The following is a 14,492-nucleotide window of genomic DNA, read 5'->3' on the forward strand; positions in this document are numbered from 1 at the left end:
GAACACCTTGAGTGGCTTATTATTTTAATGTCACGATAACTATTTTAGTTGAATAAATGTTAACGCAATTGCGCCATGGTCGCACAACATTTCAGCTTTATGAATGTTCTGCGATGGAATAACTTTATTTTGAGCAAAAAAATGCCTCGTTGGGGAAACGAGGCAAAAAACATACTAACCAATAAATGGGAGAAAAGCACAAGAAAACGTTAAGGGACAAGAGCTATGCGCCACATGACATACTCTAGCAAGGCCGTATGACAGAAAGATGACTCAAACTGCTCATCCGCAGATTTATCATGCTATTTGCTTGGCCTCTAAATACTGTTTCAGTGCCTCACCCGGAATAGAACTATCGGTTGCCACCGCAAATGCCGCCCAAACAGCACCTTCAGCCATCGCCTCGGTAATCGACTGACCAGTGCATAGACTATGGATAAGTCCCGCCGCATAGGCATCGCCAGCGCCAGTGGTATCAACAACAGTGGCAGGGATAGCAGCAACATGCTGCACTTGATCGTGCGTGTAAACCTTAGCCCCATTGATGCCATCGGTGACAATAAAGTAACGCAGACACTCACCGCCAATGTTTTTGCCATATTCCCAAGAGGCGCCATCACAACGCCCTTGGATATCACTCATTGATGCCAGTAGAATATGACAAGGTCTCTGCCTGTCATCTTTGGCTAATTGCGCGACCACAAGGCAATGTTCCAAGGCTGTCTTTGCCCAACTGACCGATCCCTCAGCGGAAGTATTAAAATACAGCGCGTCCCATGGCTGCCATTTCGGCGGCACTGATAACTCAAATATGGGTCTTTGTGGCCGAATAATCGTCCGTTCACCGTCTGGCGTCATCACGAGTAACATTTCGCAAGTGTTACCGGCTCGGCGCTGCACTAAGCGGCAATCGAGTCCTTGAGTGCTGGCTTCTGCAATGAGCCAATCTCCCATGTCATCACGGCCAACTTGACTCACCAACGCGACGCTATGCCCAGCCCAAACTAAACCTAATCCAGTATTTGCCCCGCCACCACCTGGCCTTTGCCCACCATCTTGATAATGGAAACGCCCACCTGTTTTTAAAGGTTTATCAAGCAATAAGATCCGATCACAGTTGAGATTGGCAACTAACATAATATTCGCCATTACGCGGCTCCAAAGGACAAAGAAGACTCAAGGCCAGAAGATAAAAACAAAGAAATATCAATCTAGAGCAAAATGCTCACAGGTACAATCCAATCATCAAGCTAGCAACACAATCAGGCTATGGCTGCCGCCTGTGTAAGCATTTGTCCCGAATAAGATAAGGAGAAAAGTCCATCAACATACGGTAAAACCAACTTTTTGGCTTCAACACTCTGTTTAAAAATAGATTTTTACATTGTGTAACGCCAATCGGCATAGATACATCCGATAAATTTCAAACCCGCTGAGTTAAATAGCAATAACTGTCGTTAAAATATGTGAAGTGAATAAGGAATTAAATTTATGAATGGAATCAAACGCTATGCTAATGGAAAGATGGGATGCAGATGAGGAAAAAGCTGAGCAGCTACGCCGTTACCAGCTCTGCCTAGATGAGTTTAATGAGTTAGATTTTCACGATGTGTATATCGCAGAAATAAAACAAGAATACCAACAACTTGCAGAGCTAGTAAAAGTGCAGTCAACGTCAGCTCCCGAACGTTAACTGCACTTACTTATTTATTAGTCGCTTAACGATAAATCTTCAATTACTTTATTGGCGTCAATGGTGATAAAGACGCAAATTGTACTGCCAACGTCCAATCTGTGATGACCATATCTGACGGCTGCCAACTGTCATCAACCCACTCATAAATCAATCCTGGATTTTCCTCAGCATTGACTAATAAACGCCGTCCATCTTGCAATACCAGCGTATAATCGAGCCCCTGTGCATCGACACTTTCAATGTCCTCCAAGACATTATGTTTAATGGCCGAAATGGTTCCCGTAGCCTTGGCGGCATCACTCCCCTTTGCACCGCTGTAAAATGTTAACGCCTCGTTTGCGACAGTCTTATGAAAGACAAACTCCTCAGTCACACCCACTACGATCGATTGATCAAGTTCGTACCAGGCGGGTATCCATAATGCGTTAATTGTCATCCCGTTATATCCTGCATAATAATTTTACGGACGGGATCATTCTGCCTTAACCCCGACAGAGAAAATACTCTTCAGGGATAAAATAATTTTAATCCTAAAAAGGATGGCATCACGAAACGCAGTGCTCACTTCCTTTGTAAGATAATCTTAACTCCAAAGGTCATATCCGAGATGTTTTAGTGCCAGTGGCTGATGTTGGACTCAATTCGTGTTTCTGTTAGTTTGTAAAACACTTTGCCTCAAATCGACACATTAAGCTGACAAAGTGATCCTGAGCCCAGTAATCGCGTATAGAGTCACACACGATAGATTCATAATCCATGCTTGCACCGCAGGCCGATAAATACGGAGTTTACTTGCCTATGGATAAGCCCATAACGCAACCCCCTCAAACCCTTAAGCTAATTGGTGAAACTGAGGCAGGAAAGCGTCTAGAGCTTAAGCAGTACTTTAATCAGACATGGGCTCTGTACGAGTCACTGTTTGATTTGATCCAAGAAGATAGCGCCTATTACCTCAAAGCCGAGCCACTGCGCCATCCGTTGATCTTTTATTTTGGCCATACGGCCACTTTCTATATCAACAAACTCAAACTCGGCAAATTTCTCGACGAACGGGTAAACGATAACTTCGAATCCATGTTTGCCATTGGTGTCGATGAGATGTCTTGGGACGATCTGAACGAGCAACATTACCCATGGCCGAACGTGGCAGAAGTGCGCAGCTATCGCCAACAAGTTAATGCTGTCGTCAATCGCGTGATTGATGAAATGCCGCTGGCGCTGCCGATCACTCAAGACAGCCCCGCTTGGATTATTTTGATGGGCATTGAACATGAGCGAATTCATTTAGAAACCTCATCGGTGATCATCCGCCAACTGCCATTGGAACATGTCGCACCTAACAGCCTCTGGGCTGCGTGCCAAGACTTCACCGCCGCCGAAGCCAACTGTTTACTGGCAGTAAAAGGGCAGAAAGTGACCTTAGGTAAAACTGAGCAAGATCAAACCTACGGCTGGGACAACGAATACGGCCATAAAATCTTTAATGTTGTCGACTTTAAAGCCTCTAAATTCTTAGTCTCGAATCAAGAGTACCTCGCATTCGTCGAAGCTGGCGGCTATTGCTCACCCCAATTTTGGAATGAAGAAGGTCAAGCTTGGCTCGCTTACACCCAAGCTCAAATGCCGCGTTTTTGGCGCTTAAAACAAGATAAATGGTGGCAACGTAACTTAGCGGAAGAAATCCCGCTGCCATTGAACTGGCCTGTAGAAGTGAATCAACTCGAAGCTAAGGCCTTCTGCAATTGGAAAACCGAGCAAAAGCAAAGCAACATTCGCCTACTGACGGAAGCCGAATGGTACATCTTACGCGAGAATATGCCCGCCGATGCGCCCGATTGGCACGAAGTGCCGGGCAATATTGCTTTGGCTTATTACGCCTCTTCTTGCCCAGTGAATCGCTTCGAACATAATGGCTTTTTCGATATTGTCGGTAATGTTTGGCAATGGACAGAAACCGCAATCGATGGCTTTAATGGTTTTGCCGTGCATCCGCTCTACGATGATTTTTCGACCCCCACCTTCGATGGTAAGCATAATCTCATCAAAGGTGGTTCGTGGATCTCCACAGGTAATGAAGCCATTGCTTCGTCACGCTATGCGTTTCGTCGACATTTTTATCAACATGCTGGCTTCCGCTATGTGGAATCCACGCAAAATCCCGCCCAAATGGCCGAGGTCAATGTGTACGAAACTGATGAACTGATTTCCCAATACCTTGAATTCCACTACGGCGCCGAATATTTCGGGGTTGCTAACTTCTGTGTCAATGGCGTGCAACAAGCGCTCAGTGAAATTCAACTCACCCATACCACCAAAGCCCTCGATATCGGCTGCTCCGTAGGTAGAGCGAGTTTTGAACTGGCAAAAGTGTTTGATCATGTTGATGGTATCGACTTTTCGGCACGCTTTATTCAACAGGCCTATGCCCTAACTGAACAAGGTGAAAAACGTTACACCATACGTACCGAAGGCGATTTACAGGAATTTAAGAGTGCGAGTCTGGCTAAACTTGGATATGAGCTTGAGGCGAAAAAAGTCAACTTTATGCAAGGTGATGCCTGTAATTTAAAGCCAATGTATACAGGTTATGACTTAGTTTATGCCTCGAACCTTATCGACAGACTGAACGATCCTAAGCACTTTTTAACCAGTATTGCCCAGCGGATTAATCAAGGTGGATACCTTGTTATTACTTCGCCATACACTTGGCTTGAGGATTATACGCCGAAGGATAAATGGCTCGGTGGCGTTAAAGTCAAAGGAGAGAACTTCACCACCTTAGATGGCTTGACCGAAACCTTGATCGGCCAATTTGAGCTAGTCGCAGTGAAGGAAATCCCCTTCGTCATCCGCGAGACTAAACGCAAATTCCAACATTCTGTCTCAGAAATGACAATTTGGCGTAAGCGTTAATGCTCTCATGGAATAAACTGCTGAAATTTAGATAAAAATATCCGCCAGAAATCCATTTCTGGCGGATGTGTAACATTCAGCTCAGTCATATTTGCAGCACCCAATAAGGTTGAACGCGGCAAATACAGCGCAAATACCTACACCTTGAACTGTGCCGTTGTTAAACCAAGCTGATTCGCTAACCCTAACAAACTGCGCGTACTCGCTGCCACTTGGCTGATCGCCGCGCTATTTTCTTCCGCCGCCACGCTCAAGCCAGCAATCCCCTGTGCAATCGTTGCCGAAACCGTTGTTTGCTCCTCCGCGGCGGTAGCGGTTTGGATCATTAATGCCTTTAAGGTTTCCAAACGCAAAGCGATGTCATCCACTGCGGCTTGCATGCCATCGGCATCTTCTGCGGTTTTAGAGGCTTCAGTAGTACAAGTCACACTATGCAGCGCCAACACGCCAGACTGCTGTTGAATGCCTTTTAGCACTTGGCCAATATCCTGAGTCGCCAACTGAACCTTAACTGCTAACTGGCGCACCTCATCGGCAACTACGGCAAAACCACGACCATGCTCACCAGCTCTCGCCGCTTCAATCGCCGCATTAAGTGACAGCAGATTCGTTTGTTCAGCAATCGCATTAATCACAGCCAATACCGAACCGATTTTCTGACTGTCAGCCTCAAGGCTGCCCACCTGTTGATGTATGGTCGCAAAACTGCTCAAGGTCACTTTCAAGCTTTTACGTGTACTGGCTAAATTTTGCGAAAGAATTTCACTCGAATGGGTACAGGCAGACACTTCATCGGAGGATTTAAGCGTATTCGTGCTGATTTCCGCGGCGGCATAACTCATTTCTTCGACTGCGGTTGCTAACATATCGGTTTCTTTCGCCTGCATCTGAATACTGCAATCGGCTTGGGTCATAGCGGCAGAATTTTGTTCCGCGGCGGATTCGAGTTCATGTCCAACGCCCACCAGCTGACTAATGATTTCTTTGAGCTTTGTTTGCATCCTGGCCAACCAGCTCATCAGATGATTATCCGTTTGAACATGGGGCAGATTATGGGTGAGATCCCCTGAGGCGATCATGCTGGTCAAATTGCACATGTCCTCAGGCTCACCGCCGAGTGGCTTCAACACAAATCCTGTGACTAACTTAGCAGCAGCGAATGCCAGCACTAAGGCCGCCACGCAAACAAATAAGCCAATAAACAACATTCGATAAGCCGGCGCCGCGATTTCGCTTACGTCAATTTCAGCCATCAAGCCCCAACGTAAGCCAAGTTCAACAACGGGAGAATAAGCAGATAACACTGGATTATGATTGTAGTCATTCACTTGCATCACACCAGTCTTACCCGCCAACGCCTCTTTCACCGCAAGTGTGTCGACGCCATTCTGGGCAACCGTTCCAGCGAAGGAAGCGGTCACAGTGCGATTGTTCGGATCAAGAAAAGAATCGGATCGCATGCGATTATTGGGACCAATTAAATAGGTCTCGCCACTTTGTCCCATACCTTCGCGGATCTGCATAACTCGGTTGATGCGGTCAATTGATACTTGGGCCGCCACCACCAATCTTTGCTGATTGAATTGAATCGACTGACCAATAAATGCTGCCGGTTGGCCATTTGAAGGGGCGTATGCGGAGAAGTCTTGCAATAATACAGTACCAGTAGCCCCCAAAGCCTTATTGAATAACTGCGCTAATCCCGAATCATGGTAGGGCCCAGTGCGAAGATTTGTGCCGAAATCAGACTCCTTCGCGGCGGTGTAAAACACAGTGCCGTCATCCCGAATGATGAACAGATCATAGAAACCTAAAGACTTATTTAACGACTTTAAGGTCTCATCAAGGTCGGAGATAGTATCGAGGCTTTTTTGGCTGGCGATCACCGCACTGACGGCCTGCAGGTTATCTGAAAAGTCCTGAAACATACCGACAATCTGTCGCTGCTTGATCTCGCGCACCGCCACTAAACGAGACTGAGCCTCGGCAAATAACTCATCCCGAGCAATGTAAGTCACTATCGCGGTAGCAAATATGAGGGGTAATAGGACAATCAATAAACTGATCAGCTGAATTTTACGAGTAAAACCCATGGTGAGACTCCTTGTCGCGCTTCGAATTCCATTCATTCACTTTTTGCAAAATTAAATCTGCCCTAAAACTATAGGAGAAGAATCTCAGCTAAACAAAGCGACGCAGACTATTTTCATCAAAAGTTCACCGAAATGCTGCCAACCAATTATTTTTAAATAGAAAAATGATTAATAACTTTAAATGACAGCCAAGCCATACTGACCTTTTCAAACAAAATGATATAGTGGAAAACACGTTATAAACCGAACGTTAGCATCACCTTATATTCAGTACGCACATCCACACGACAAATGATGCATTGAAATTTATTAAATATGCATATAAATTCATGTCAAGCCAATTTATAGAGGATTAAAAATGAGTTTACTCGAGCAAGTGTCTGTATCTAAAAAAGCCAATATTTACTTTGATGGTAAAGTTGCCAGTCGTAGCGTATTTTTTGCCGATGGCAGTAAGCAAACCTTAGGCGTAGTACAGCCTGGAGAGTATGAGTTCTCGACTTCACAAGGCGAAATCATGGAAGTGATTAGCGGCCGTTTTGAGGTGTTACTACCAGAAACGACCACTTGGCAAGAATTTAGCGAAGGAACTCAGTTTGAACTGGCTGCAAATGTCAGCTTTAAAATTCGTAACACAGCCATTGCAGAGTACTGTTGCAGCTACCTCTAATCATCTTGATTGAGTAAAAGTTTCAATATCAATTGTGAATCTAATGCTCACAGTGACGGTTTATCTCAGCACTGTGGGTATTTTGCCCTACCGAACCATTTCTCCTTGCCACAATTTCACCCTCTGCATACTTTATCCGTCCGGTTTTTTATCAATCTGGCAGTTTTGTTAAGCAGACTCAGGACTGCTTAAACCTCGCGACTTAAAGAAGACTAAATCGGGCGTGTTGATATCGCCGATAAAAACAATGCTAGACGACCGGTCTAATTTGTTTTATCCTAACCCACATGAAAATTGAAACTCAATCCACTCGCCAGCACATTCTCGACATCGGCTATAAGCTGATCGTACGAAAAGGCTTCTCCAGCGTCGGCTTATCGCTACTGCTGCAGGCCGCCGAAGTGCCTAAAGGCTCGTTTTATCATTACTTCAAATCCAAAGAACAATTTGGCGAAGCGCTCATAACTGATTATTTCGAAAAATATCAGTTAGATTTAGACACATTATTCAATAACTCGACGCTGACGGGCTATCAACGCTTGATGCAGTACTGGCAACAATGGTTGCACGTACAAGCTGACGGCTGCGTAGATCAAAAATGCCTCGTCGTGAAACTCAGTGCTGAAGTGGCCGATTTATCCGAAGCCATGCGCCTTGCCTTACTTAAAGGTTCCGCCGGCATCATAGACAGGTTAACCACTTGTGTTCACGTTGGCATAAACGACAGTTCAATCGCCGAGCAAGATCCGCAATCGACCGCTGAAATGTTGTATCACATGTGGTTAGGTGCCAGCTTAATGAACAAGTTAGGCCACAGCCCCGCGGCACTCGAACGTGCGCTCGTGACGACTAAAGCTATTTTAACGCCTAAAACGGCCCTTTAACTTAATACCGATTCAAGACCAATATTGGCTGATATCAATCAGCCTAGATTTTTAAAGAATGTATCTTCACGCCACAGAATTAGACGACTGGTCTACTAATTTGACAGGCGATTAATCAACGCAGCGCATTTAACACCGCTAATTTAAAGAAGCTCACTTAAAGTAATAAGGGATAAATCATCCATGCTAAATTTTAACTATTACAACCCGACCCGTATCCGTTTTGGTAAAGACACTATCGCCGAAATTGATGCTTTAGTACCGAGCGATGCTAAAGTGATGATCCTCTTTGGTGGCAGCAGCGCCAGAAAAACAGGCACGCTAGACGAAGTAAAACAATCATTGGGCAATCGTTTCATCGTCGAGTTCAATGGCATTGAGCCAAACCCAACCTATGAAACCTTAATGAAAGCCGTCGCCCAAGTGCGTGAGCAGAATATCGACTTCCTCCTCGCGGTTGGCGGTGGTTCGGTTATCGATGGCACTAAATTTGTTGCCGCTGCAGCGGTATTTGAAGGTGAACCTTGGGATATTCTCACTAGCTGGGGCGCAAAAGTCACTCAAGCTATGCCCTTTGGCTCAGTATTAACCTTGCCAGCGACGGGTTCAGAAATGAACAACGCCAGCGTAGTGACCCGTAAATCACTGCAAGCTAAGCTGCCATTCCGTAATGACTTGGTTTATCCACAATTCTCAATACTCGACCCGACGAAAACCTTCACCCTGCCAGAACGCCAAGTGGCCAACGGTGTCGTCGATGCTTTTGTACATATTACAGAGCAATACCTCACTTACCCCGTTAACGCCGCCGTACAGGACAGATTTGCCGAAGGACTGTTACAAACCTTGATTGAGCTTGGTCCACAAGTGCTAGTTCAACCCGAAGACTACGACATTCGCGCTAACTTAATGTGGGTCGCCACTATGGCACTCAACGGCACGATTGGCGTAGGCGTTCCGCACGATTGGGCAACCCACATGATAGGCCATGAACTGACTGCGCTTTACGACATCGACCATGCGCGTACATTGGCAATCGTATTGCCTGCCCTGCTGCAATGTACCAAAGAGGCTAAGCGCGAAAAGTTACTCCAGTACGCAGACCGAGTGTGGCACATCAACACAGGTACCGATGACGAGCGCATCGATGCCGCTATTGCAAAAACTAAGGCTTTCTTCGAAGCCATGGGCATACCGACACATTTATCTGCCTATGATCTCGATGCCAGCCACGTTGATATCCTAGTAAAACAGCTTGAACTGCACGGCATGGTGGCTCTTGGCGAACACGGCAATATTGACCCAGCAATGAGTCGTGACATTTTGACCTTAGCCCTATAACGCCAAACCGTATCCTGATTGAACTAAACCCAAAGCTCACACGTATAGATGTGAGCAACTAAGGTAAAGGTATGAAAATGAATATATTAATGGTACTAACTTCACACGATAAACTCGGCGACACAGGTTTAAAAACCGGCTTTTGGCTCGAGGAATTCGCCTCACCTTTTTATGAGTTTAAAGATAAAGGTTTTGACATTACCTTAGCCTCGCCATTGGGCGGTCAACCACCGCTCGACCCTAAAAGTGATGAGCCAGACTTTCAGACCGCAGCTACTGCGCGCTTTAGTAAAGATCCTGAGGCACAAGCACTGCTGGCAAATACGACTCGCTTAAGTGAAATCAATGCAGCGGATTATGATGCGGTTTTCTATCCAGGCGGCCACGGCCCACTGTGGGATCTTGCCGAAGATAAACACTCAATCGCCTTGATTGAACAGTTCTATCAAGCGAATAAACCCCTAGGGCTAGTCTGTCATGCACCTGCGGCATTGCTGCACCCTAAGGCCAGTGATGGTAAGCCATTGGTCAGCGGTAAGCGGGTTACCGGTTTCAGTAATTCTGAAGAAGAAGCCGTGCAACTCACTCATATCGTGCCATTTCTAGTCGAAGACATGCTGCAGAAAAACGGCGGCACTTATGTCAAAGGTGATGATTGGACAAGCTTTGTTGTCGCAGATGGCCATTTGATCACAGGTCAAAACCCAGGATCATCCGAAGCCGTTGCGCAGGCCATAGTCGCGCAACTGAACGCTAGAGGCTAGAGGCTAAGCGATAAATGACGCGACACGCTCAGCTTGAAGTACATAATGACAAGCTCGAGTGTGCTAAATGCGGTAGAAATAGCTATCGCACCATAATGGTGCGATAGCTAAAAATGTACTCTCACAATAGAAAGGGAAGCCAATGATCACCTTGCACCATCTCAATAAATCACGCTCTAAACGTATCATCTGGTTGCTAGAAGAACTCGGTCAACCTTATCAAATTAAGAGTTATCAGCGTGATAGCCAGACTTTTCTCGCGCCACCCGAACTTAAGCAAATTCATCCGTTGGGCAAATCACCCGTTATCGAAATGGACGGTCAAGTGATTGCCGAGTCAGGCGCGATCACTGAGTATCTGATTGAAAAATATGCGGCGGATACCTTAGCCCCCGCCAGAGACAGCGCTGACTACGTCGATTATCTGCAATGGCTACACTTTGCCGAAAGTTCAGCCATGCTACCTTTGTTGCTGCGCATGTTCGTGCAAAAGGACGGCTGCAAAACCAACTTCCTTGAAGGTTATGCGGCGATAGAAGTCAGTAAGATAAGCCACTACTTCAATGATAGGTTGGCCGATAAAACCTATTTGGTTGCAGGCAAGCTCACAGGTGCGGATATCATGATGTCCTTCGTAGTTGAGCTACTGGCTAACAGTGGCGACCTCGAAAAATTCGAACACATTCAACGCTATGCCACTCAATTATCCCTGCATGCCGCTTGGGTTAAAGCGAGTGAGATCGAGAAACAACTCGACGCAAGCGTGTAATTTGCAACTCGAGTTCGGGCACATGAGTGTGTCCGAACTTCAGCTCATTCAACCCAGTCCGATTTCTAGCTCCCCTTTCCTGTCTCGCTTTACGCCTTCCATGTAGCGACGCCGCATAACAAACACCATGATTTTTGATGTAAAAGAGACTAATCTTGATTAACTCTCTCTCAAGGCTACAGGGACTTTAGCATGCGTTCACTCACACTCATCGGCTTAGTGCTATTTAGCATGTTAGCGCAAGCAACGGTTTATAAATGGGTCGATAAGGATGGCAAAGTCCATTACTCCGATGAGCCGCAGCCCAATGCCCAAGTCGTTGAGCTCAAAGAGAAGACCTTAAATCAAATTGCCCTTCCTCTGCCCAAAACAGAGTCAAATAACGCAAACCAAGCAATTGAATCTATTCAATACAAAGTTAATATCACTTCCCCAGCAGAAGAAGAAACCGTCAGAGATAATAATGGTGATTTCGACGTCGTTGCGACTATCACCCCAGAGCTAAAAAGCCAGTATTTAATGATCCTAAAACTCGATGGCACCCCCGTCGGTCAACCGCAAATTGGCGGTACCTTCAAACTCAAAAACATCGACCGGGGTGAACATACCTTAGTCGTTGACGCTTTGACTCAAAACGGCAAAGTCTTTGCATCAAGTTCACCAAGAAAGATATTTCTTCATCAAGCAGCTAAGCGTTAATGCCACTCATTGCATAGATAAAGTTAGTATAAAAACTTTAAATACATAGAGTTAGATTAATCGCCCCAGACTAAACCGTTTGATGAAGACAAGTTGCAGCTTGCACCAGATTGGTGCACCATAGTGGTGCAACCCTATTTCTAGGAACGGTCGATGGATAAAGAGACACTGCTCAATCATTTAGTTACCGCGGTACTTGTCATAGATAAGGATCTTAAGCCTTGTTATGCCAACGCAGCAGCAGAGCAATTATTAGGTGTTGGCAGCCATAGACTCGTAGAACAAGCTTTGCCTGAGCATTATCAAATCCTCGGTGTCGAAGCCCAGTTATTGAGGGATGCGGTAACAGCTGGCCAAGGTTTAACGGTCAATACGGCGGCCCTAGTCATGCTCGATGGTCAGCACCATACCGTTGATTTAACCCTTATTCCACTCGATGATGAGGCTGAACTCAGCCTGCTCGAACTGCGCCAAGTCGATCAACAAAGACGCATTCATCAGCAGCTGAGCCAAGATGCACAGCAACAAGCGGCGCAGTTTCTGGTGCGCAACTTAGCCCATGAAATCAAAAATCCTTTAGGCGGTCTTCGCGGTGCGGCGCAATTGTTATCGCGGGAGTTGGATGATCCGGCGCTGAAGGAATTCACTACCCTCATCATAGAGCAGGCCGATCGACTGCGTAATTTAGTGGATCGCCTGCTCGGCCCCCAAAGGCCGACGCAGCACAGTCTGCACAACATCCATCAAGTGGTACAGAAGGTCTATAAGCTAGTTGAAATGGCGCTACCCGCTAACATTCAGCTTAAACGGGATTACGATCCATCCATTCCCGATATCGAGATGGACCCAGACCAAATGCAGCAAGCCGTGCTCAACATTTTACAAAATGCGGTGCAGGCGCTTGAGCATACGGGCGGCGAGATTTTGCTCCGCACTCGCACTCAACACCAAGTCACCATAGGTTCACAGCGCCACAAGCTAGTGTTAACCCTATCGATAATCGACAACGGCCCCGGCATACCGCTTGAGCTGATGGACACATTATTTTATCCAATGGTGACAGGCCGTGAGCAAGGTTCAGGTTTAGGCCTCTCAATTGCCCATAATATTGCCCGTTTACACTCGGGCAGAATCGATTGCCTCTCCAGCGCTGGGCACACCGAATTCATCATTTCATTACCGATTTTAGGCGCTAAATAATTTCGACAGTACCTACCCATACCGTATGAGGAAGCAAGATGCGAATTAGTGAACAAGTGTGGATCCTCGACGATGACAGCTCGATACGTTGGGTACTCGAAAAGGCACTTCAAGGTGCCAAGCTCAGTACCGCCAGCTTTGCCGCCGCCGAATCCCTATGGCAGGCCTTAGAAATATCGCAACCGCACGTGATAGTGTCGGACATCCGTATGCCAGGCACGGACGGGTTAAGTCTGCTCGAACGATTGCAGGTGCATTACCCCCATATTCCCGTGATCATTATGACGGCGCACTCGGACTTAGACAGCGCCGTCAGTGCCTATCAAGCGGGCGCATTTGAGTATCTGCCTAAACCCTTCGACATCGATGAGGCGATCTCTCTGGTCGAGCGCGCACTCACCCATGCCACTGAACAGAGCCCCGCACCCGCGCAGGAAGCCCAAGTCAAAACACCCGAAATCATAGGTGAAGCGCCAGCGATGCAGGAAGTGTTTCGCGCCATAGGCAGGCTTTCACGCTCGTCGATCAGCGTGCTGATCAATGGCCAATCGGGGACTGGTAAAGAATTAGTGGCTGGCGCGTTACACAAACACAGCCCACGTAAAGATAAGCCGTTTATCGCGCTGAACATGGCTGCGATCCCTAAGGATTTGATCGAATCAGAGCTATTCGGCCACGAAAAAGGTGCCTTCACTGGCGCAGCCAATGTCCGCCAAGGTCGCTTCGAACAAGCGAACGGCGGCACGCTCTTTTTAGATGAAATCGGCGATATGCCGCTAGATGTACAAACACGGTTACTCAGAGTACTTGCCGATGGCCAGTTCTACCGCGTCGGTGGTCATAATGCGGTGCAAGTGGATGTGCGTATTATAGCGGCGACTCACCAAGATCTTGAATTATTAGTGCAAAAAGGCGGCTTTAGGGAAGACTTATTCCATCGCCTCAACGTGATCCGCGTGCACTTACCGCCACTGTCACAAAGACGGGAAGACATTCCCCAACTCGCCACCCATTTCCTCGCCTCGGCAGCGAAGGAAATTGGCGTGGAAACTAAGATCATGACCAAGGAAACCGCGGTAAAACTCTCCCAATTACCTTGGCCCGGTAATGTCAGACAACTCGAAAACACCTGCCGCTGGTTAACCGTTATGGCATCGGGGCAAGAAATTTTACCCCAAGATTTACCGCCAGAATTACTGAAAGATCCTGTGAGTGTCACCCACACGGCGAAAGGCAGCCAAGATTGGCAATCGGCACTGACTGAGTGGATAGATCAAAAACTCTCGGAAGGAAACAGCGATCTATTAACTGAGGTACAACCCGCTTTCGAACGCATACTACTAGAAACTGCGCTGCGCCATACTCAAGGCCATAAACAGGAAGCGGCGAAACGTTTGGGCTGGGGACGAAATACCTTAACGCGAAAACTCAAAGAGCTGTCGATGGAGTAAACTAGCGTAATG

At 46.8% G+C, this 14,492-nt stretch carries 13 protein-coding genes; 10 read left to right on the forward strand and 3 right to left on the reverse strand.

Going from position 1 to position 14,492, the window contains the following annotated elements:
* Positions 1-297 precede the first annotated feature (297 nt).
* Positions 298-1,149 (reverse strand): PfkB family carbohydrate kinase, encoded by an 852-nt coding sequence (locus NE536_RS02790; RefSeq protein WP_261271731.1) that lies wholly within the window; start codon positions 1,147-1,149, stop codon positions 298-300.
* A gap of 361 nt (positions 1,150-1,510) precedes the next feature.
* Between NE536_RS02790 and NE536_RS02795 the strand changes: the two genes are divergently transcribed.
* A complete protein-coding gene (locus NE536_RS02795) occupies positions 1,511-1,693 on the forward strand; it encodes a hypothetical protein (protein WP_342455068.1) in 183 nt (60 codons plus the stop codon).
* A gap of 43 nt (positions 1,694-1,736) precedes the next feature.
* Here the strand turns inward: NE536_RS02795 and NE536_RS02800 are convergent, their stop codons facing one another.
* Complete coding sequence (locus NE536_RS02800) at positions 1,737-2,132, reverse strand: hypothetical protein (RefSeq protein ID WP_261271733.1); 396 nt, start codon at positions 2,130-2,132, stop codon at positions 1,737-1,739.
* A gap of 362 nt (positions 2,133-2,494) precedes the next feature.
* On the opposite strand from NE536_RS02800, the gene ovoA reads away from it, so the two are divergent.
* Complete coding sequence (gene ovoA, locus NE536_RS02805) at positions 2,495-4,609, forward strand: 5-histidylcysteine sulfoxide synthase (protein WP_261271734.1); 2,115 nt, start codon at positions 2,495-2,497, stop codon at positions 4,607-4,609.
* 137 nt (positions 4,610-4,746) lie between these two features.
* Here ovoA and NE536_RS02810 read toward each other — a convergent pair whose 3' ends face one another.
* A complete protein-coding gene (locus tag NE536_RS02810) occupies positions 4,747-6,702 on the reverse strand; it encodes a methyl-accepting chemotaxis protein (RefSeq protein ID WP_259544441.1) in 1,956 nt (651 codons plus the stop codon).
* Between the two features lie 358 nt (positions 6,703-7,060).
* Here NE536_RS02810 and ppnP point away from each other — a divergent pair, with 358 nt between their 5' ends.
* The 8 genes from ppnP to glnG all read left to right on the forward strand — a co-directional run bounded on the left by ppnP (position 7,061) and on the right by glnG (position 14,480).
* Positions 7,061-7,372 (forward strand): pyrimidine/purine nucleoside phosphorylase, encoded by a 312-nt coding sequence (gene ppnP, locus NE536_RS02815; protein WP_006086532.1) that lies wholly within the window; start codon positions 7,061-7,063, stop codon positions 7,370-7,372.
* A gap of 287 nt (positions 7,373-7,659) precedes the next feature.
* Positions 7,660-8,256 carry a TetR/AcrR family transcriptional regulator gene (locus tag NE536_RS02820; protein ID WP_261271735.1) on the forward strand — a complete coding sequence of 199 codons (597 nt, stop codon included), beginning with the start codon at positions 7,660-7,662 and terminating at the stop codon, positions 8,254-8,256.
* A gap of 183 nt (positions 8,257-8,439) precedes the next feature.
* Positions 8,440-9,597, forward strand: coding sequence for an iron-containing alcohol dehydrogenase (locus NE536_RS02825; RefSeq protein WP_261271736.1), 1,158 nt, complete (start codon positions 8,440-8,442; stop codon positions 9,595-9,597).
* Between the two features lie 71 nt (positions 9,598-9,668).
* Positions 9,669-10,361, forward strand: coding sequence for a type 1 glutamine amidotransferase domain-containing protein (locus NE536_RS02830; RefSeq protein WP_261271737.1), 693 nt, complete (start codon positions 9,669-9,671; stop codon positions 10,359-10,361).
* Positions 10,362-10,503: 142 nt separating this feature from the next.
* Entirely contained in the window at positions 10,504-11,130 is a 627-nt protein-coding gene (locus tag NE536_RS02835) for a glutathione S-transferase family protein (RefSeq protein WP_261271738.1), read from the forward strand.
* A 192-nt stretch (positions 11,131-11,322) separates the two neighbouring features.
* Positions 11,323-11,829: a DUF4124 domain-containing protein gene (locus NE536_RS02840; protein ID WP_259521488.1), complete on the forward strand. Its 507-nt coding sequence runs from the start codon at positions 11,323-11,325 to the stop codon at positions 11,827-11,829.
* A 153-nt stretch (positions 11,830-11,982) separates the two neighbouring features.
* Complete coding sequence (gene glnL, locus NE536_RS02845; RefSeq protein WP_261271739.1) at positions 11,983-13,029, forward strand: nitrogen regulation protein NR(II); 1,047 nt, start codon at positions 11,983-11,985, stop codon at positions 13,027-13,029.
* Positions 13,030-13,067: 38 nt separating this feature from the next.
* Positions 13,068-14,480, forward strand: coding sequence for a nitrogen regulation protein NR(I) (gene glnG / locus NE536_RS02850; RefSeq protein WP_011982139.1), 1,413 nt, complete (start codon positions 13,068-13,070; stop codon positions 14,478-14,480).
* Positions 14,481-14,492 lie beyond the last annotated feature (12 nt).

The organism is Shewanella septentrionalis, from assembly GCF_025370265.1.
GTDB lineage: Bacteria > Pseudomonadota > Gammaproteobacteria > Enterobacterales > Shewanellaceae > Shewanella > Shewanella hafniensis.

Bases quoted from the DNA above. Each gene is read 5' to 3' on its own strand.
- NE536_RS02830 (WP_261271737.1), top strand. From the start codon at position 9,669: ATGAAAATGAATATATTAATGGTACTAACTTCACACGATAAACTCGGC.
- NE536_RS02835 (WP_261271738.1), top strand. From the start codon at position 10,504: ATGATCACCTTGCACCATCTCAATAAATCACGCTCTAAACGTATCATC.
- NE536_RS02800 (WP_261271733.1), bottom strand. From the start codon at position 2,132: ATGACAATTAACGCATTATGGATACCCGCCTGGTACGAACTTGATCAA.
- glnG (WP_011982139.1), top strand. From the start codon at position 13,068: ATGCGAATTAGTGAACAAGTGTGGATCCTCGACGATGACAGCTCGATA.
- NE536_RS02840 (WP_259521488.1), top strand. From the start codon at position 11,323: ATGCGTTCACTCACACTCATCGGCTTAGTGCTATTTAGCATGTTAGCG.
- NE536_RS02790 (WP_261271731.1), bottom strand. From the start codon at position 1,149: ATGGCGAATATTATGTTAGTTGCCAATCTCAACTGTGATCGGATCTTA.
- NE536_RS02795 (WP_342455068.1), top strand. From the start codon at position 1,511: ATGCTAATGGAAAGATGGGATGCAGATGAGGAAAAAGCTGAGCAGCTA.
- NE536_RS02810 (WP_259544441.1), bottom strand. From the start codon at position 6,702: ATGGGTTTTACTCGTAAAATTCAGCTGATCAGTTTATTGATTGTCCTA.
- NE536_RS02820 (WP_261271735.1), top strand. From the start codon at position 7,660: ATGAAAATTGAAACTCAATCCACTCGCCAGCACATTCTCGACATCGGC.
- glnL (WP_261271739.1), top strand. From the start codon at position 11,983: ATGGATAAAGAGACACTGCTCAATCATTTAGTTACCGCGGTACTTGTC.
- NE536_RS02825 (WP_261271736.1), top strand. From the start codon at position 8,440: ATGCTAAATTTTAACTATTACAACCCGACCCGTATCCGTTTTGGTAAA.
- ppnP (WP_006086532.1), top strand. From the start codon at position 7,061: ATGAGTTTACTCGAGCAAGTGTCTGTATCTAAAAAAGCCAATATTTAC.
- ovoA (WP_261271734.1), top strand. From the start codon at position 2,495: ATGGATAAGCCCATAACGCAACCCCCTCAAACCCTTAAGCTAATTGGT.